Source organism: Variovorax sp. WDL1 (assembly GCF_001541225.1).
GTDB lineage: Bacteria > Pseudomonadota > Gammaproteobacteria > Burkholderiales > Burkholderiaceae_C > Variovorax.
This window is the reverse complement of record NZ_LMTS01000101.1, coordinates 30,162-48,009: the sequence shown is the minus strand read 5'-3', so window position 1 is coordinate 48,009 and position 17,848 is coordinate 30,162. Positions and strand designations below refer to the sequence as shown.

The window sequence follows — 17,848 nt, the reverse complement described above, 5'->3', positions numbered from 1 at the left end:
ACCTCAACTGCAGCAGGCTCATTCCGCGCCTCCCTTCCAGCGCCGCAGCATGAGCGCATTGCTCACCACGCTCACGCTGCTGAAGGCCATGGCGGCACCCGCGATGACCGGGCTCAGCAAGCCGAAGGCGGCCAGCGGAATGCCCACCACGTTGTAGACGAAGGCCCAGAACAGGTTCTGCCGGATCTTGGCGTAGGTACGGCGCGAGATGTCGATCGCATCGGAGACCAGCGCAGGGTCTCCGCGCATCAGCGTGATGCCGGCGGCGTGCATGGCCACATCGGTGCCGGTGGACATCGCGATGCCCACGTCGGCGGCGGCCAGCGCCGGCGCGTCGTTGATGCCGTCGCCCACCATCGCGGCGCGGGTGCCCGCCTGCGCCTTGAGCTGCGCCACGATGGCAGCCTTGTCCTCGGGCAGCACTTCCGCATGCACGATGTCGATTCCCAGCAGCCGGGCCACGGCTTCGGCGCTGCCCCGGTTGTCCCCCGAGATGAGCGCGGTGCGGATTCCCTGAGCGTGCAGCCGGCGGATGGCTGCCGCGGCGGTCGGCTTGGGCGTGTCGCCGAAGGCGAGCAGGCCGAGCAGCTTGGGGCTCGCGCCGAGTTCGGCCAGCCAGGAGACGGTGCGGCCCTCCGCCTGGAGCTGCGCTGCACGATCGGCGAGCTTGCCGAGCGGCACCGAGAGCTCGCTCATGAAGCGGCTGCTGCCCAGGCGCAGCGCGCGGCCTTCGACGGTGGCCGCCACGCCGCGGCCGGCGTGCGCGCGCACCTCGCTCGCCGCCGGGACCGCGAGCCCCTGTTTGCCGGCCGCGGCGAGTACGGCACGCGCCAGCGGATGCTCGCTGCCGGCCTGGATGGCCGCACTGGCGCGCAGCACGGCGGCGGCGTCGCCGTCCACGGCATCGAGGGCGACGAGCTCCGGGCGGCCCTCGGTCAGGGTGCCGGTCTTGTCGAACGCGACGATGCCGACGCTGTGCGCGACCTCCAGCGCCTCTGCATCCTTGATCAGCACGCCATGCCGCGCCGCCACGCCGGTCCCGGCCATGATGGCGGTCGGAGTGGCCAGCCCCAGGGCGCAGGGACAGGCGATGACGAGCACGGCCACTGCGTTGAGAATCGCGACTTCCCAGTCTCCGGTCGCCAAGCCCCAGCCGGCCAGGGTGGCGAAGGCAATGGCGATGACCACCGGCACGAACACGCTGCTCACGCGATCGACCAGCCGCTGGATCGGCGCCTTCTTCGCCTGCGCCGACTCGACGAGCCGCACGATGCGCGCGAGCGTCGATTCAGCACCGACGGCTGTGGTGCTCACCACCAGCAGGCCTTCGCCGTTGACGGAACCCCCGGTCACGGCATCCTTGGCGTGCTTGGCGACCGGCAGGCTCTCGCCGGTGATGAGCGACTCGTCGACCTCGCTGGCGCCTTCGAGCACCAGGGCATCCACGGGAATGCGCTCGCCGGGCCGCACGACGACCACGTCGCCCACTTTCACCTGCCCGAGCGGCAACTCCTGCTCGAGTCCGTTGCGCCGCACCCGCGCACGCTCGGGCCGCAGTGCATTCAGCGCGCGGATGGCCTCCGTGGTTTGCCGCTTGGCGCGCAGCTCCAGCCACTTGCCGAGCAGCACCAGTGTGATCACCACCGCGGAAGCCTCGAAGTACAGATGCGGCGGCATGTCGTGGCCTGCGTGCGCGAGCAGCAGGTAGAGGCTCAGGCCATAGCCGGCCGACGTGCCAAGCGCGACCAGCAGGTCCATGTTGCCGCTGCCCGCCTTCGCGGCCTTCCAGCCTGCGCGGTAGAAGCGCGCGCCGAGCCAGAACTGCACCGGCGTCGCCAGCGCCAGCTGCAGCCAGCCGTCGAGCATCCACGTGCGGCCGAAGAGCAGGCCGACCATGGGCAGCACCAGCGGCGCCGACAGCAGCGCGGCCATCGCGACCGGCCACCATTCGGGCCATCGGCTCACCGCCGGCGCGGCCTGCGGCTCGTCGGCACGGCGTGCCTCGTAGCCCGCCTTGCGCACGGCGGCCAAAAGCGCATCCGTGTCCACGTCGCGGCCGGCCAGGTAAACCTCGGCCTTCTCGGTCGCGAGATTCACCGTGGCCGAGGCGACCCCCGGCACGCCGGCCAGCGCCTTCTCCACGCGTGCCACACACGAGGCGCAGGTCATGCCCTCGATCTGCAGCGACCGTTCCTGCAGGCCGGCGGTGGGCGCCGGCATCGTCAAGCTGTTGTCCATATCGGGTGTTCTCGGATTTCCTGGGAAAGGACCACTGTCGACCCTCCCATCATGGGAAGGTCAAGGTCTTTGCTTGATCTGCACGCTCAGTGCTCGGCCAGCTCGTCCAGGATGGGACAGTCGGGGCGCTGGTCGCCGTGGCAGCAATCGGCCAGGCGTTCAAGGGTGCGCTTCATGGCCGCCATTTCCTCGATACGGCGGTGCAGGTCCGACGCATGGGCCAGGGCGATGCGCTTCACGTCGGCGCTCGCGCGGCGCTTGTTCTGCCACAGCTTCAGCAGCTCGGCGATCTCGGCCATGCTGAAGCCCAGGTCGCGCGCACGGCGGATGAAGCGCAGCGTGTGCACGTCCTTGTCGTTGTACTGCCGGTAGCCCGCGTCGGTGCGGCTGATGCGGGGCAGCAGCCCCAGCGACTCGTAGTGCCGCACCATCTTGGCCGAGACGCCGGAGCGTGCGGCTGCCTCGCCGATGTTGAAGGGTTCCCTGCCGGGGAAGGCCTGGTTCATTGCGCTTTCCTTTTCGCCTCCACACGGTCGAGGCAGGTTCGAAGCATCAACCCTACCATGATGGGAAGGTCAAGCCCAGCGCACACCTTCTCAGGGACGCATGATCTGGCTGCGGGTGACCGGCGGCGCGTCGTTGCCCCACGAGCCGCGGATGTAGCTGAGCACAGCCGCGATGCCGTCGTCGTCGAGCACATGGCCGAAGGGCGGCATGCCGTAAGGCCGCGGGTTGCCGGCGGTGGAGGGCAGGAAGCCCCCATGGCGCAGCACCTGCACCAGGTTGACGGCCGAATCCATGTTGACCGCGCGGCTGCCCGCCAGCGCCGGATAGGCGCCCTCGGCACCCTGGCCGGCGTCGCCGTGGCAGTAGGCGCATTGCTGGTCGTAGATCTTCGAGCCGCGCGCCATCACGCCGGCATCGCGGCGCACTGGCGAAGCGGCAGCGGGGGCTGGGGTATCCGCCGCCTTGGCCTCGGGCAACTGCTTGAGGAACACCGCCATCGCGTTCAGGTCCGCTTCGCCGAGGTGCTGGGTGCTGCTGTAGACCACGTCGGCCATGGGGCCCATGACAGAGCCGCGCGGCGAAGTCCCGTTCTTGAGCAGTGCGACCACGTGCTGCGTGTCCCAGTCCCCGACGCCGGCCTCGCGCTTCGAGTTGAGCGACGGCGCATACCAGTTCTCGACCGGGATCAGCCCGCCGGAGAGACCCAGCCTCTCTTCGGTGGCGCCCAGCACGTTGCGCGTGCCGTGGCACGCGATGCAATGGCCCAGGCCCTCGACCAGGTAGGCGCCGCGGTTCCACTCGGCGGGCCTGGCCGGATCGGCAACGAAGCTGCCGGGCACGAAGAAAAGCGCGCGCCACACCGCGAGCGCCGCCTGCGTGTCGTAGGGAAAGCGCAGCTTGTGGGCGGCGTTGGGCGTGGGGGCCGGCGGCACCGTGCGCAGGTAGGCATAGATCGCGTCCGAATCCTCGCGCGTCACGCGCGTGAAGCTCGGATAGGGGAAGGCGGGGTACAGCAGGCGGCCGTCCATCGAGCGGCCGTTGTGCAGGGCGCGCCAGAAATGCGCGGCGCTCCAGCGGCCGATGCCCGCCTCCTCGTGCGGCGTGAGGTTGCCGGCGAAGACCGTGCCGAAGGGCGTCTCGATGCCGACGCCGCCGGCATAGGGCGCGCCGCCGCGCGCGGTGTGGCAGCCGGCGCAGTTGCCGGCCAGCGCAAGATAGCGGCCGCGTTCGACCTGGGCCGGCGTCGGGTTGAAGGCCGATGCCTTTTCGGGCAGCGGTTCTTCGCCGCGCAGGTTCAGGGCCACGAGCCCGAGTGCGGCCAAGGCCAGCAGCACGAGGAGGGCGAGCAGGGCGTAGAAGGTGCGTCGCATCGCGTCAGCTCCCCATGGCGCTGCACGGCATCGGCAGCGGTCCGGGCGGCGCGGCCGCGGGCTTGGGGTCGGCTGGCACGGGCTGCACGGCAAGCCAGCTCGCAACGGCATTGATGTCTTCCGCGTTCAGCTTGCGTCCGACCTCCGCCATGCAGTCGGGCGGCAACGCATGGCGGCCGTTGTTGAGCCAGTCGCCCAGCTGCGAGGCGAGGTACAGGCGCGGCAGGCCGAGCAGCGAGGGGATGGCCGGTGCGACGCCGGTGAGCGCCTGGCCATGGCATTGCGCGCAGGCCGGGATGCCGCGCGCCGCATCTCCCTGGAACGCCAGAGCCTTGCCGCGCGCGAGGCTCTGCGCCGAGGCGTCGCTGCGCGCTGACACGGCCGGATAGGGCAGCTCGAGCCCGGCAAAGTACTGCGCGATCTCGCGCAGGTAAGCATCGGAGAGGTGCCGCACCATGTGCACCATGTCGCTGTTGAAGCGGCGCCCGTCGCGGAAGCTCAGCAGCTGGTTGTAGAGATAGCCCTCGGGCTTGCCGGCCAGCCGCGGGAAGTAGCCGGCGTTGGTGCTGGCGCCCTCGCGCCCATGGCAGGCGATGCAGGCGGCGACGCGCTGCTCGATGGTGTCGGGCACGCGCGCAGGAGGTGGAGAAGCGGCTTGGGCCAGCGGGATCAGCGAGGTCAGGCCGAGGGCGGCGAGCAGCAGGCTTCGCCAGTGGGGTCGGATCTTCATCATGGTGCGAGCGCGATTGTCGCCGCACGCTGCAGTGCCCCGGATGCGCATGCGATTGACCAGCATGGTGACGCGATCAACGTGATGGCGGGCGCGCTCTAGCGCTGCTGACACAGATCGTTGTCTCCGTCAGCCGGCATGGCCTGGCGGTGAGGCCGAGCGCGGAAGCAGCGCGAACAGTGCCAAGGCAAGTCCGAGAATGCCGGCCAGCGTTCGGATGACATGCCATTGCCACCAGGTGTCCCGGAGCTGCGCCCAGTTTGCCGGGGGACTCTGCGGATTCCAGGTCATTACCTCGGCGTTGATCGGCTGGTTGCCGAAACGCGTGACCAAGGCAGCAATGACGAGGCAAACGATGGTCCCGATCAGGAGGTATCGCATCTGTGGATCGCCCTTGGCCTGGAACGCCAGCCAGCCAGCCAGCAGGATGCAGGCAGCGCCCATGGCGGGCAGCAGGGTGTTGAGCGAACGGATGGCGTTCTGCTGCTGCTCCACGTATGCCGTCGCCGACAGGCTGGACGGGTTGAAGCCCGCCCAGACGCCGAATGTGGTTCCGACCACCAACGAGAGAAGTAGCAGGAGGATGAAGCGTGCTGCGCCTGTGCCCATGGCTTGCTCCTTTCCGCAGCCGAGCATACCCGGCGAGTGCCTGAAACCGATCAGCGACGACCCGCGCCGTTATGGCTTGCCCGGGGCCGGCGCGGTCGTCACCGGCCGCCGCCCCAGCTTCACCAGCCCGGTCGACAGGGCCACCCCGCAAACGATCACCACTGCGCACACCAGCATCCACTGCGTGATCTCCTCGCCCAGGAAGACGGCGCCGTAGAACAGTGCGAACACCGGCACCAGGAAGGTCACGGTCAGCGCGCGCGCGGGGCCGGCGCGCTCGATCAGGCGGAAGAACAGGATGTAGGCGAGCCCGGTGCAGGCCGTGCCCAGCACCACCAGCGCGGCCCAGGCCTTGAGGCTCGGCATCTGCGCCGGCCACAGCCAGAGGGCCGGCACGGCCAGGGCGAGCGTGGCGCCGATCTGGCTGCCGGCCGCGGTCGCTAGCGCCGGCACGCCGGTGAGGTGCTTGCGCGTCAGGCTGGCCGAGAAGGCGTAGCAGATGCAGGCCGCCAGGCAGGCGGCAATGGCCCAGCGTGCTGCGGCTTCATCCGCACCGGATTGCAGCCCTGCGCTGCGCCCGGCCAGCATCGCGACCCCGGCGAAGCCGATCACCAGGCCCAGCGTGCGCGAGCGGTCGGGCCGCTCGCCGAAGAAGCCCCATGCGACCAGCGCACCGAACATCGGCACCGTGGCGTTGAGGACGGCACCGAGCCCGCTGTTGATGGTGAGCAGCGCAAAGGAGAAAAAGGCAAAGGGCAGGCCGGAATTCAGTACGCCGATGCTCAACGCCGGTTTCCAGTACTGCTTGAGGCTGGACCATTGGCCGCGCATGAGCAGCAGCGGCAGCAGGAAGACCATGGCGATCGAGACCCGCACCGCCGCAGTCGGCAGCGCACCGAATTCCGCCGCGCCGATGCGCATGAACAGGAAGGAGGCACCCCACAGCATGCCGAGCAACACGAGGTCGACCAGCCAGCGCTTGCTGGCAGGGCGTGCAGACGTGATCGGCGCAGCGGGCGCAACAGGGGCAACAGGGGCGACAGGGGCAACAGGCTTGGCCACCGCGCTCGCGGCCGTGCACTCGCCTTCGCTCACAAGGCACCTTCCAGTTCGAGCAGCGCGCTCTTGCGTTGGAGTCCGCCGGCATAGCCCGTCAGCGACCCGTTGGTGCCCAGCACGCGATGGCAGGGCACGATCACGCTGATGGGATTGCGGCCCACCGCAGCGCCCACTGCACGCACCGCGGCGGGATGGCCCAGGCCCGCGCTGATCGCGCCGTAGCTGGTGGTGCGGCCCGCGGGAATGGCCAGCAGCGCCTGCCACACCGACTTCTGGAAAGTCGTGCCGTGCGAAAGATCGAGCGGCAAGTCGAAGTGCTGGCGGCAGCCGGCGAAGTAGTCGGTGAGCTGGGCCGCGGCTTCGCGCAGCACCGGATGCGCCGGGTTGTCCTGCCAGCCGCGCGTGTCGGGCCAGTGGCGTTGCTGCTCGAACCAGGCGCCGGCCAGGCCCGCATCGGTGGCGGCAAGCGTGACGGCGCCGAGCGGGGTTTGCATCGTGCAGCTGTGGAGGGTGGCGTTCTTGAATCTCATGATGTGTTCTCTCGATGTCTTCTCTCGTTCGGCAATCAGGCGGCAACGCTCTCGAGGGCAGGCGGCGCCGCCGCGGATTCGCCGGCGGCAAGGGGACTGTGCCATGCGCGCAGCACCGCGTAGCTGCGCCACGGGCGCCAGGCCTGCGAGGCCTCCGCCGCCGCGCGCGCGGAACCCACGCGCAGCGCCTTCTGCAGCGCGACGTCGCCGGCGGGGAAGGCATCGGGCCAGCGCAGCGCGCGCATGGCGATGTACTGCGCGGTCCAGTCGCCGATGCCGGGCAACTGTTGCAGGGCGGCGAGGGTTGCCGGCACGTCCGCGCCGGCATGCAGGGCAAGCCGGCCATCCTGCACTTCCTTCGCGAGTGCGATCAGGGCGGACTGCCGCTGCCGCACGATGCCGAGCCGGCCCAGCGCATCGCCGCTCGCGGCCGCGACGGCCGCGGGGGTGGGGAACAGGCGGCCGAGTCCCGCGACCGGCGTGGCGATGGGCTCGCCCAGCGCATGCACCAGCCGCGTGCCCAGCGTGCGGGCGGCGGCGACGGTGATCTGCTGGCCCAGCACGGCGCGCACCGCGAGCTCGAAGCCGTCGACCGTGCCCGGCACGCGCAACCCGTCGCCCTGCGGGAAGCTGGCGTGCAGCGCGGCGTTGATCGCCATCGGCTCGGCGTCGAGGTCGAGCATCGCGCGCACCCGGCTGATCACCGTCGGCAGCACCGCGGCGAGCGAATCGCCGACCTGCAGCAGCAGTTGCCCGCGCCCGCCGTCGAAGCGCAGCTGCAGCCAGCCGGCATGCACGCGCTCGCCCTGCGCGATGCGCAGCGTGCGGGCCAGCCGGGGCGTTCCGCCCACGTCGTCGATCGCCTCGACCCCGCCCAGCGCGCGGCGCGCGAAGAAGCCCAGCATCGCGGCGACGTCGTAGGGCGGCCGGTAGCCCAGGCGCACGCCGACCGAGCCTCCACCACGTTCCCCTGACGTGGCGCCGGCCCGTCGCAGCGCGCTGGGATTGAGGCCATAGTGCGAGACGAAGGCCGCGTTGAAACGGCGCACGCTGGCGAAGCCGCTGGCCAGCGCTACCTGCGTCATCGGCAGCCGCGTGTCGGCAATCAGTTGCTTGGCCGCCAGCAGGCGGCGCGTCTGCAGGTACTGAAGCGGCGAGACGCCGAACTGCGTCTCGAAGATGCGGCGCAGGTGGCGGTCGCTCACGCCCAGGCGCGCGGCGATACGGGCGGCGCCGGGGCCGTCGTCGATCCAGGCATCGGGCTCGTCGATCAGGCGCGCGGCCTGCAGGGCGAGGATGCGCGATGCATCTTCCGTGGACCAGCTCGCGGCCCGCGGGGCCAGCTCGGGCCGGCAGCGCAGGCAGGGGCGGAAGCCCGCCGCCTCGGCCTGGGCCGCATGCTGGAAGAAGCGGCAGTTCTCGCGCCGCGGAAGCTTGACGCGGCAGACCGGCCGGCAGTACACGCCGGTGGAGGTCACGCCGGTGAAGAAGGAGCCGTCGAAGCGCGCGTCATGGGCCTTCATGGCCAGGTAGCAGGCGTCGCTCTCGAGTGCTGCAGCGGGGGAGGCGGTCGAAGGGGCCATGCCTTGGATGATACGGAGCGCCACGCGCAGGAGTAGCCATTTCCGGACATCTGGCAGCAAGAGCGCATGCCTACAATGGTCCTCATTTTTCGAACTCATCCGAAGGGAAGCCCATGCAGCTCAGCGCATCGATCTTCAAGGCCTATGACATTCGCGGCGTCGTGCCCACCACGCTCGACGCGGAAGTTGCCGAGGCGCTCGGCAAGGCCTTCGGCAGCGCGGCGAGCGCTGCCGGCGAGAAGGCGGTGGCGGTCGGGCGCGACGGGCGCCTGTCGGGCCCGGCGCTGGCGGATGCGCTGATCCGAGGGCTGGTGGCCACCGGCATCGAGGTGATCGACGTCGGCGCGGTCACGACGCCGATGCTGTATTTCGCGGCGCACACGCTCGCCAACAGCGGCATCCAGGTGACCGGCAGCCACAACCCCAAGGACTACAACGGCTTCAAGATGGTGCTGGCCGGCCGCGCCATCTACGGCGAAGAGATCCAGGGCCTGCGCCGCGTGATGGAAGCCGACAGCGCGAAGCTCGCGCCCGGCGGCAGCGTGCGCAAGGCAGATGTGACCGAGGCCTATACGAAGCGCATCGTGGAAGACATCAAGCTCGCGCGGCCCATCAAGATCGTGGTCGACTCGGGCAACGGCATCGCCGGCGCATCGGCGCCCGCCATCCTGCGTGCCATCGGCTGCGAGGTGACCGAGCTCTACAGCGAGGTGGACGGCAATTTCCCCAACCACCATCCCGACCCCAGCAAACCCGAGAACCTGAAGGACCTGATCGCGGCGCTGGCCGCAGGCGATGCCGAACTGGGCCTGGCCTTCGACGGCGACGGCGACCGCCTTGGCATCGTCACCAAGGATGGCCAGAACATCTTCCCCGACCGCCAGATGATGCTGTTCGCGCAGGACGTGCTGTCGCGCGTGCCGGGCGGCACGATCGTCTACGACGTGAAATGCACGCAGCGCCTGGCGCCCGCGATCGAGGCCGCGGGCGGCAAGCCGATGATCTTCAAGACCGGCCACTCGCTGATCAAGGCGAAGATGAAGGAGATCGACTCGCCACTCGGCGGCGAGATGAGCGGCCACATCTTCTTCAAGGAGCGCTGGTTCGGCTTCGACGACGGCACCTACGCGGGCTGCCGCCTGCTGGAAATCCTCAGCAAGACGCCCAACGCGAGCAATACCCTCAACGCGCTGCCCACCAGCTTCTCGACCCCCGAGCTCAACGTCAAATGCGCCGAGGGCGAGCCGCACACGCTGGTCGAGCAGCTGGTGAAGACGGCGAAGTTCGATGCGCCGGCCAAGGTGTCGACCATCGATGGCCTGCGCGTGGACTGGCCCGACGGTTTCGGGCTGATCCGCGCGTCCAACACCACGCCGGTGCTGGTGCTGCGCTTCGAAGGGCAGACGCAGGCCGCACTTGATCGCATCCAGCACGACTTCCTCGCGCTGCTCAAGGGCGTGAAGCCCGACGCGACGCTGGCCGAAGCCGCGCACTGAACCCGGATTTCTCTTGTTGAGCGTGCGTTCGCTGCTGCTGCGCCTCTACGGCGTCTTCACCACCCTCGCGCAGCCGCTGGTGCGGCGCAAGCTGCGCCGGCGCGCCGTGGCCGAGCCCGGCTACGCCCATGCGGTCGAGGAACGTTTCGGCCGGTACGACGAGGCCGCGGCCGGCACCGGCTGGTGCTGGGTCCATGCGGTCTCGCTGGGCGAGGCGCGCGCAGCCGGCATCCTGATCGCCGAGCTGCGGCGGCAGTACCCGGGCATCCCGATCCTGCTCACCCACGGCACCGCCACCGGCCGCGAAGAGGGCGCCAAGCTGCTGGAAGAAGGCGACCTGCAGGTCTGGCAGCCCTGGGACGCGCCGGCCGCGGTGGCGAGCTTCCTGGACCGCTTCCAGCCGCGCATCGGCGTGCTCATGGAGACCGAGGTCTGGCCCGAGCTCACGGCGGCCTGTGCCGAGCGGGGCATTCCGCTGGTGCTGGCCAATGCGCGCCTGAACGAGAACTCGCTGGCCTCGGCCGAGCGCCTCGGCTGGCTGGCGCGTCCCGCGTATTCCTCGCTGGCGGCAGTCTGGGCCCAGACCGAGGCCGATTCGCACCGGCTGGTCTCGCTCGGCGCCAAGGTCGAGGGCGTGTACGGCAACCTCAAGTTCGACGCCACGCCCGATGCACGCCAGCTCGCGACCGCGGCGCGGTTGCGCGGCCAACTGCCGCGGCCGGTGGTCATGCTCGCGAGTTCGCGCGACGGCGAGGAGGCGCAGCTGCTGGACGTGCTCGCGCGTTTCGGCGCGCTGGCGCCGGTGCCGCCGGCGCATGACGCGGTGCAGTCCATTGCCAGGCGGGTGCACGAGGTGCAGTGGATGATCGTGCCGCGCCACCCGCAGCGCTTCGACGAGGTCGCCGCGCTGATCGAGGCGCGTGGCTTCGCGGTGGCACGGCGCAGCGCGGCCGGTGCGCCGGCCGAGTCGGAGATCTGGCTGGGCGATTCGCTGGGCGAGATGGCGCTCTACTACGGCCTGGCCGACGTGGCGCTGCTCGGGGGCAGCTTCGAGGCGTTGGGCGGGCAGAACCTGATCGAGGCGGCGGCCTGCGGCTGCCCGGTGATCATGGGGCCCTCCACCTACAACTTCGCGGAGGCCGCGGAGCTTTCGCTCGCGGCCGGCGCTTCGCTGCGTGTGAACGACATGGAGCATGCGGTCACGGCAGCGCTCAAGCTCGTCGAGCAGCAGGATCGCCGCGACGCGATGGCCGAGGCGGCGCAGGCCTTCGCCAATGCCAACCGCGGCGCGGCGCAGCGCACGGCTGCTGCGCTGCTGGCGATCGCGCAGGCGGCACCGGAACGGCCCGCCCCGCAAGAAGAGCGGGCCGAGCCCAGCCTGGAATAAGGCAGCTCAGCCCGCCACGCAGGACTTCACCGTGAAGGGCGCCGGGTCGCCGCCGAAATAGGCATTCGTGCAGCTCACCGTGCCGGTGACGGTCTTGGTGATCCAGCGCGTGTCGGCCCCGTACTTGACCACAGTGGCCTGGGAGACCGAGAAGCTGCCACCCTCGGGGGCGAGCACCGTACCGGGTGCTGGAGCGGGAGCCGGAGCAGGAGCGGGAGCCGGGGCAGGAGCCGGGGCAGGAGCTGGAGCTGGAGCTGGAGCTGGAGCCGGAGCCGGAGCTGGTGCCGGCGCCGGTGCGGGCGCGGGCGCGGGCGCGGGCGCAGGAGTCATGCACGACTTTGCCGTGAAGGGCGCCGGGTCCGTCCCGAAGAAGGCATTGGTGCAGCTCCCGCTTCCGCTCACCGTCTGTGCAACCCAGCGCGTGTCTGCGCCGTAGCGAACCGGCGTGCCTGTCGGAACCGTGAAGTCCTCGCCTTCCCTCGCGAGAGTGATGTATGTCGGCGCGGGGGCTGGTGCAGGCGCGGGCGCGGGTACGGGTGCAGGCGCAGGCGCAGGCGCAGGCGCAGGCGCAGGCGCGGGTGCGGGTGCAGGTGCAGGTGCGGGTGCAGGTGCGGGCGCAGGTGCAGGTGCAGGTGCAGGCGAGGGTGCCGCACTCGCGAAGCAGGACTTCGCAGTCATCGGTGCAGGATCGACGCCGAAGAACGTGCTGGTGCAGCTCGCGCTTCCCGAGACGGTTTTGCTGGTCCAGCGTGTGTCCGCGCCGAAGCTCACCAGGGCGGGGCTGGCCATGCTGAAGCCGCCGCCCTCGTTGGCAACCAGCTTGTCACCGGAAGCCGGCTCGTTGCCGGGCACCACGCCGGCGGCCTGCGGCGTCAGCACCTCGCATGCCTTCGCCAAGCCAGGAGCCGGATTGGCGCCGAAGAACTCGTTGGTGCATGCGACGGTGCCGGATAAGCTCTTCTGCACCCAGCGGCTGCCCGTGCCATAGCGCACCGCGGTTGCAGCCGGCAGCGTGAAGCTCTTGCCCTGGTCGACTGCCTTGGCCCAGCTCGCATCGACCTTCATGATCTTGGCCACCGAAGGCACGCCCGCGCTGTCGATGACGAAGAGCATGTAGTAGCCGACGGGCACCGTATTCGGCCCTTCGTTCAGCGTGATGCTGACGTTGGAACTGCCCGCGGCCTGCGTGAAGGGCAGCTCCAGGAATCGCTGCTCGAAGTTGGTGGAGTGCGTGACCGAGCCGGTGCGGACCAGCGTCACGCGCTGGATCGCACGGCCTGAGGCCACCGTGATGCCGAAGGTCGCACCGAGGTCTACCTTGGCCGGCGCCGAGTTGATCAGTGGACGCGCCTGCTTCTGGCCGTTGCTGTCGAAGAGGTAGGGCGGCGAGTAGATCTCGGCGTTGAGGTTGATCACCGGCCCGGGCGAGCCACCGCCCACCGAGAGCACCGTGGCGTCGGGGAGCAGGATCGCCGACGAGTGATAGAGGCGCGGCTTGGCGGCAGAGGCGCCCGTGGTCCAGCCGTTGGTCTTCGGGTCCCAGATCAGGGTGGAGAAGGCGGTGTCGACCAGCACGTTGTCCTCCGACGAGCCGCCGGTGACGGCCACCTTCCCGTCGGCCAGCACGGTGGCCGTGCTCCAGACGCGGTTGGTGCCGGGCCCGGCGATCGGCGTGACAACCGGCGTGGCGCCGTTGACGTCGACCACCATCGCGCCGCCTTCATCGTCGACCATCATCATGCGGCCCCGGTCGAAGAGGGCCCAGGGCAGCATCCAGTCGGTGTTCCTGGGCAGCGTGCCGATGGTGTCCATCGTCTCGGCTTCGACGTCGAGGCTGTAGAGGGTGCTGCCGCTTGCGATCACGACCTTGCCGTTCGGCGCCAGGAAGCCGCGCGGGTAGTACCAGTCCGCCGGCCAGTTGGCGATCTTGGACAGCGTCCTCCAGCCCGACCCGGGCGTGTAGAGCTCCGGCGGCCCGGCGCCGGCGGCGGTCTCGTCGATGCCGGCCGCGGTCAACACCCGGCCGTCCGCCAGCGGGAACAGCGAGCCGTACCATCGCGCGTACTGCATGGGCGTGCCGGAGGCCTTCAGTTCCAGCAGCACCGGGTCGAACAGGTTGGTGTCGCGCACGCCGAGGTTTACCGGCGTGCCGTCGTTGAGGCCTCGGGTGTCGCCGCCCGCGAGCAGCACCTGGCCGGTGGTCGGCAGCATCACCTGCGCGTTGCAGAAGAGGTCTGTGCGGGTGGAATGCTGCAGCAGGCTGTGCGCGTTGGTGGCGGGGTTCCAGACGTCGTAGTAGAGCTGCGCGCCCTGCTTGCCGTCGGGATCGGTGCCGTAGCTCATGATCTTGCCGTCCGGGGTCAGGATGGCGTGGATGGCATTGATCGGCCAGCTGCTGGCGGAAGACCACTGGCCCAGCACCCCGGGCCCTGCAGAAGTGCCCGCCTGCAGCGCCGACGTCTTGCTCCTGGGGCCATCGCCCCGGTCGATCGGCGCAGGCACGTCGCGCTCGCGCGCGCGTTCGCGCTCGATGTCGAGCAGGGTGCGTACGGCGCGCCGGGGTTTGCCGGGCTTGGCCGCCGCGTCGCTGCCGCTCGGGCCGGTCTGGCCACCGCTGCTCCCCTCCGGTGCCGCGCCCGATGTTGCCGACAGGGCAGAGGCTGTGCCGCCACTGCCGCCTCCGCCGCCTCCGCCGCATCCTGCTATCAAGGCCGCCACCGAGACTGCAACGAGGGTGAGGCGAAAGGAAGAGGTGGAGCGCTGCGAAGGCATCGGTGGTCAGGTTTGCGTGATGTGAATACTTTGTAGTTATATCCTCGCAAACGTAACGTTTTCCGGGAACGCGGTGCTTTCCTACGCTCCTGCGCGACCCCGCGGAAGGGTGCGCAGCGGCAGCCCGCTGCGGCGCATGAGGCTTCTCCCTTTGGAACCGGCACGCGGGTCCGGTTACTGACCGATGGCATTGCACTTCATCACAGTCAAGGAACGTTACATGCCAACGACATCGCCCAGGGAGAAACCTGTCGCCTCGCTCTATGTGCAGGCCCTGCACGAGCTCGCCGAATTGATCGGCCTCGAGCCCTCCGAGATTCTCGAGACCGCCAGCGTCGAAGCCGACGGGATGCGCTTCTACTTTCAGGACCATGCGGAAGACGAAGGCCGGACGCTCAGTGTGCTGGCGGAACTAGGTGAGATTCCGGCGGTTGCCGAACCGGAGATCCTTCGTCAGCTCCTCGAGGCCAATTCGCACCTGGCCGCGCAGTCGGGCAGTTACGTGCTCATCCCCGGCACGAGCCGTGCAGCACTGCGCATGCATGTTCAGCTCGAAGAAGGGGCCCCCAATGGCGAGCGCGTCCTCGATGTCTTGAAGGGCCACCTAGCTACCTGCTCAGCCGTTCGGCACCTGGGGACCCATCCGGTGTTCGAGAGCAGAGCGGACATGGTCGATTCGGCCCTGGCCTGAAAAGGAGACACCATGATCACTCAATCGCAAGCTCGGGTCAGCGCAGTCTTGTCCATGTCGTCCGTTTCTGCGTCCGTGTCAGTGACGCAAACGCGGGCCGTGCATGCAGGCTTCATGTTGGGCACGCGCCTTCCAGCGCCGCACAACCCCGGCAACAACGCAGGCTTCATCTCCGGTTTCGTCGCGTACAGGGCGACGGTGACGACAGTCTCGATCCATGCGAGCTATCGCTTCTCGGCCTGTTCCGAGGCTCGGCCCCAGACAGAGGACCCTGTTCGTGCGTTGTTCGAGCGCACTCGAGAGCACCCCGCTTGCGCCATGCTCTTCGCGCAGACGACGACGTACCGGGTCACGACTGTCTCGATGCTGTACTTCGACTATGTCTGTAGGCAGGCGCCCGCGCAGTCGCCGGGCGCACGTCCGAAGCCGATGCCTACGCAGGCGCCAAAGCAGCTGGCACCCGCCATTGCGCCGGTGCCTTCCTCCGCACCTTCCTTCAAACCGGGGCCGCAAGCCGCGAAGGCGACTGCACCGGCTCCGGCTACGGCTCCGGCGCCGGCTCCGCTCCCCGCATACTCGGCTTCGGCTCCCGAACGGCCCGGTGCAACGGTTGCGCTGAAGCCGGTTGAACCGTCGAAGACCTCGGATCCCTTCGACTGGGTGAAACTTCCGAACGACGAAATTCGGCATCGCTACGAAGTCTGGAACGCACTTGGACAGGAAAAGCCGCGAGTCGAAATTTCCTTGAAGGCGTCCCCGGCAGTGCGCAAGACCGTCACTCCTCGGTACATTGACGAGAAGGGCTTGTCGTTTGGCGCCGCGGACGCAAGCGGCAACGTGGAAAAGATTCCGTTCAGCGACGTGAGTCGCGTGCGCGTGCTCAACGCGTAGGCGGCAGGATCACCGGCGGCGGAGGCGGCGAGGGCATCGTCGGCGCCGTCGGTGCAAAAGGCGGCGTCTGGACGGGCGGCACCGGCGGAATGATGACGGGTGCGCCCGGCGGCCGTCCCGTGGCGCCCGGCTGCGATGCCGGCGGTTGTGGCGGCGTCACGGTCATGTCGACCGCGGGCCGACCATCGGTCGCGAGTGTGCCGTTGATGGCGCGCAGGTCGTCCGCCGTCAGCGTGCCATTGGCCTGGCGCAGCCTCAGGTTGCCCAGCAGCACGTTGTAGCGCGCCACGGCGAGGTCGCGCTTGGTCTGGTAGAGCTGGCTCTGTGAGTTGAGCACGTCGATGTTGATGCGCACGCCCACCTGGTAGCCGAGGCGGTTGGCATCGAGCGCGCTCTGGCTGGAGGCTTCTGCGGCTTCGAGCGCCTTCACCTGGCCTGCGCCGGAGACCAGGCCCAGGTAGGCCGCGCGGGTGGCCTGGGTCACGCTGCGGCGCGTGGATTCGAGCACCGAGCGCGACTGCTCCTCGAGCGCGAGCGTTTCCTTGACCCGGTTCTCGATCGCGTAGCCCGCGAACAGCGGCATGCTGAAGGTCACGCCGATGGTTGCGGCATTGATGCGCGACTTCGTGGTGGTGGTGCTCGTGCCCTGCGGGTTGTTGCTGACGTTGTAGCCCAGGTTGGCATCGATGGTCGGCTTGTGGCCGGCCTGCGCCTTCTGCACCTCGAGCGATGCCACGTCCAGGCCGAGCCGTGCCTGGCGGATCGAGGGATGCACGTCCTCGGCCTGCGCCACCCACGCGTTCATGTCGGCGGGCGCCACCTCGGGCAGCTGCACCGGCGCTGCCAGCGGCACCGGCACGCTGCCGGGACGCCCGACCAGCTGGTCGAGCGCGATCTTCTTGACCTGCAGGTCGTTCTCCGCCGCGATCTCCTGCGACACCACCAGGTCGTAGCGCGCCTGCGCCTCGCGCGTGTCGGTGATGGTCGAGGTGCCGACTTCGAAGTTGCGCTTGGCGGCCGCCAGTTGCTCGGCCACCGCGGCCTTCTGCGCGCGCACCAGCGACAGCGTGTCCTGCGCGGACAGCACGTCGAAGTACGCCTGGCTCACGCGCACCACGAGATCCTGGTCGGCGATGGTGAGCACCGCCTGCGCGATGTCGACCTGGCGCTTGCCCTGCTCGTAGGTGGCCCAGTTCGCAGGCCTGTAGAGCGGCTGGATGGCATTGATGCCCACGTTCTGCGTGTTGAAGCCACGCGAGACGTCGCCGGCGGGCGTGTGCACGTCGAGCTCGGTGCGCGAAGCGCCGGCCGACAGCCCCACGCTCGGCAGGATGCCGGCCCTGGCCTGGGCGGCGCGCGCCAGGTTGGCGTCGTACTGCGCGCGGGCGGCCTGGTAGGTCGCGTCGTACCCGCGCGCGGATTCATAGAGTTCGATCAGGCTCTGGCCGTGTGCCGGCAATGCGATCGCGGCGGCAAGAGCCGCCGTGAGGGGAAGAAGCCGGAGCACGGGCATGAAGGGTCCTTGATCAGCAGGGGTGGAAGCGGTGCTTGTCAGTAGCGTGGAACGGAGGGGTCGTGCTGGATCGACCAGGCGTCGATGCCGCCGGCGACGTTTGCCACCTCGGGGAAGCCGTTCTGCGCGAGGAAGGCCGCCACGCGCTGGCTGCGCGCGCCGTGATGGCACAGGCAGGCGATGCGCTGGCCGGGCTCGAGCTCCGAGAGGCGCGCCGGAATCTCGTTCATCGGAATGGCGACAAGCGTGAAACCCTGCGGCGCGATGCTCGCGGTCTGACGCTCCCAGGGCTCGCGCACGTCCAGCAGCACCGGTGACGCGGCCGCATCGAGGGCGAACCAGTCGGCCAGCCGGTTCGGGGGGACCTGGTCGACCATCAGAAGACGAAGCGCGAGGGCGCCGGGAAGTTGAGCAGGCGCGGCGCGACCGTGTCCCACGGCTGGGTGATGTCCCACTTGCCTTCGCCCACCCG

15 protein-coding genes and 1 pseudogene are annotated in these 17,848 nt (G+C 69.6%); 4 read left to right on the top strand and 12 right to left on the bottom strand.

The window, feature by feature from the left end; translation table 11 throughout:
• Positions 1-18: 18 nt before the first annotated feature.
• The 8 genes from APY03_RS14915 to APY03_RS14880 form a co-directional block, all read right to left on the bottom strand.
• A complete protein-coding gene (locus APY03_RS14915) occupies positions 19-2,238 on the bottom strand; it encodes a heavy metal translocating P-type ATPase (protein WP_083944365.1) in 2,220 nt (739 codons plus the stop codon).
• Positions 2,239-2,324: 86 nt separating this feature from the next.
• Positions 2,325-2,744: a Cu(I)-responsive transcriptional regulator gene (gene cueR, locus APY03_RS14910; RefSeq protein WP_068677972.1), complete on the bottom strand. Its 420-nt coding sequence runs from the start codon at positions 2,742-2,744 to the stop codon at positions 2,325-2,327.
• Between the two features lie 90 nt (positions 2,745-2,834).
• The gene (locus APY03_RS14905) at positions 2,835-4,115 is read right to left on the bottom strand and encodes a c-type cytochrome (RefSeq protein WP_068677971.1); all 1,281 of its coding nucleotides are present in this window, start codon (positions 4,113-4,115) and stop codon (positions 2,835-2,837) included.
• Positions 4,116-4,119: 4 nt separating this feature from the next.
• Complete coding sequence (locus tag APY03_RS14900; protein WP_068677994.1) at positions 4,120-4,845, bottom strand: c-type cytochrome; 726 nt, start codon at positions 4,843-4,845, stop codon at positions 4,120-4,122.
• Positions 4,846-4,974: 129 nt separating this feature from the next.
• On the bottom strand, positions 4,975-5,454 hold the full coding sequence (locus tag APY03_RS14895; RefSeq protein WP_068677970.1) for a DUF1772 domain-containing protein: 480 nt from the start codon (positions 5,452-5,454) through the stop codon (positions 4,975-4,977).
• A gap of 69 nt (positions 5,455-5,523) precedes the next feature.
• Positions 5,524-6,459, bottom strand: coding sequence for a DMT family transporter (locus APY03_RS14890; RefSeq protein WP_068677993.1), 936 nt, complete (start codon positions 6,457-6,459; stop codon positions 5,524-5,526).
• A gap of 86 nt (positions 6,460-6,545) precedes the next feature.
• A complete protein-coding gene (locus APY03_RS14885) occupies positions 6,546-7,043 on the bottom strand; it encodes a methylated-DNA--[protein]-cysteine S-methyltransferase (protein WP_068677969.1) in 498 nt (165 codons plus the stop codon).
• Positions 7,044-7,078: 35 nt separating this feature from the next.
• A complete protein-coding gene (locus APY03_RS14880) occupies positions 7,079-8,626 on the bottom strand; it encodes a DNA-3-methyladenine glycosylase 2 family protein (protein WP_068677992.1) in 1,548 nt (515 codons plus the stop codon).
• Positions 8,627-8,739: 113 nt separating this feature from the next.
• Between APY03_RS14880 and APY03_RS14875 the strand changes: the two genes are divergently transcribed.
• Positions 8,740-10,122: a phosphomannomutase/phosphoglucomutase gene (locus APY03_RS14875; protein ID WP_068677968.1), complete on the top strand. Its 1,383-nt coding sequence runs from the start codon at positions 8,740-8,742 to the stop codon at positions 10,120-10,122.
• A 22-nt stretch (positions 10,123-10,144) separates the two neighbouring features.
• On the top strand, positions 10,145-11,509 hold the full coding sequence (locus tag APY03_RS14870) for a 3-deoxy-D-manno-octulosonic acid transferase (protein ID WP_068677991.1): 1,365 nt from the start codon (positions 10,145-10,147) through the stop codon (positions 11,507-11,509).
• Between the two features lie 6 nt (positions 11,510-11,515).
• Here APY03_RS14870 and APY03_RS14865 read toward each other — a convergent pair whose 3' ends face one another.
• A complete protein-coding gene (locus tag APY03_RS14865; RefSeq protein WP_068677967.1) occupies positions 11,516-14,281 on the bottom strand; it encodes a galactose oxidase-like domain-containing protein in 2,766 nt (921 codons plus the stop codon).
• Positions 14,282-14,465: 184 nt separating this feature from the next.
• Here APY03_RS14865 and APY03_RS14860 point away from each other — a divergent pair, with 184 nt between their 5' ends.
• The gene (locus APY03_RS14860) at positions 14,466-14,972 is read left to right on the top strand and encodes a hypothetical protein (protein WP_146039702.1); all 507 of its coding nucleotides are present in this window, start codon (positions 14,466-14,468) and stop codon (positions 14,970-14,972) included.
• Positions 14,973-15,290: 318 nt separating this feature from the next.
• On the top strand, positions 15,291-15,863 hold the full coding sequence (locus APY03_RS14855; RefSeq protein WP_232324278.1) for a hypothetical protein: 573 nt from the start codon (positions 15,291-15,293) through the stop codon (positions 15,861-15,863).
• Here the strand turns inward: APY03_RS14855 and APY03_RS14850 are convergent.
• From APY03_RS14850 to APY03_RS43810, 3 genes and pseudogenes are all read right to left on the bottom strand, one after another.
• Positions 15,853-17,376: a TolC family outer membrane protein gene (locus APY03_RS14850; RefSeq protein ID WP_068677964.1), complete on the bottom strand. Its 1,524-nt coding sequence runs from the start codon at positions 17,374-17,376 to the stop codon at positions 15,853-15,855. The two genes, APY03_RS14855 and APY03_RS14850, sit on opposite strands and share 11 nt — an antisense overlap.
• A 38-nt stretch (positions 17,377-17,414) precedes the next feature.
• Positions 17,415-17,753: a rhodanese-like domain-containing protein gene (locus APY03_RS14845; protein ID WP_068677963.1), complete on the bottom strand. Its 339-nt coding sequence runs from the start codon at positions 17,751-17,753 to the stop codon at positions 17,415-17,417.
• Positions 17,753-17,848: pseudogene (locus APY03_RS43810) on the bottom strand (protein-L-isoaspartate O-methyltransferase); the annotation flags it as partial. The gene APY03_RS14845 and the pseudogene APY03_RS43810, both read right to left, overlap by 1 nt.

What these genes read in the sequence shown, in the direction of transcription:
- APY03_RS14915 (WP_083944365.1), bottom strand. Translation starts at nt 2,238, where the DNA reads ATGGACAACAGCTTGACGATGCCGGCGCCCACCGCCGGCCTGCAGGAA.
- cueR (WP_068677972.1), bottom strand. Translation starts at nt 2,744, where the DNA reads ATGAACCAGGCCTTCCCCGGCAGGGAACCCTTCAACATCGGCGAGGCA.
- APY03_RS14905 (WP_068677971.1), bottom strand. Translation starts at nt 4,115, where the DNA reads ATGCGACGCACCTTCTACGCCCTGCTCGCCCTCCTCGTGCTGCTGGCC.
- APY03_RS14900 (WP_068677994.1), bottom strand. Translation starts at nt 4,845, where the DNA reads ATGAAGATCCGACCCCACTGGCGAAGCCTGCTGCTCGCCGCCCTCGGC.
- APY03_RS14895 (WP_068677970.1), bottom strand. Translation starts at nt 5,454, where the DNA reads ATGGGCACAGGCGCAGCACGCTTCATCCTCCTGCTACTTCTCTCGTTG.
- APY03_RS14885 (WP_068677969.1), bottom strand. Translation starts at nt 7,043, where the DNA reads ATGAGATTCAAGAACGCCACCCTCCACAGCTGCACGATGCAAACCCCG.
- APY03_RS14880 (WP_068677992.1), bottom strand. Translation starts at nt 8,626, where the DNA reads ATGGCCCCTTCGACCGCCTCCCCCGCTGCAGCACTCGAGAGCGACGCC.
- APY03_RS14875 (WP_068677968.1), top strand. Translation starts at nt 8,740, where the DNA reads ATGCAGCTCAGCGCATCGATCTTCAAGGCCTATGACATTCGCGGCGTC.
- APY03_RS14865 (WP_068677967.1), bottom strand. Translation starts at nt 14,281, where the DNA reads ATGCCTTCGCAGCGCTCCACCTCTTCCTTTCGCCTCACCCTCGTTGCA.
- APY03_RS14860 (WP_146039702.1), top strand. Translation starts at nt 14,466, where the DNA reads ATGGCATTGCACTTCATCACAGTCAAGGAACGTTACATGCCAACGACA.
- APY03_RS14855 (WP_232324278.1), top strand. Translation starts at nt 15,291, where the DNA reads ATGCTCTTCGCGCAGACGACGACGTACCGGGTCACGACTGTCTCGATG.
- APY03_RS14850 (WP_068677964.1), bottom strand. Translation starts at nt 17,376, where the DNA reads ATGCCCGTGCTCCGGCTTCTTCCCCTCACGGCGGCTCTTGCCGCCGCG.
- APY03_RS14845 (WP_068677963.1), bottom strand. Translation starts at nt 17,753, where the DNA reads ATGGTCGACCAGGTCCCCCCGAACCGGCTGGCCGACTGGTTCGCCCTC.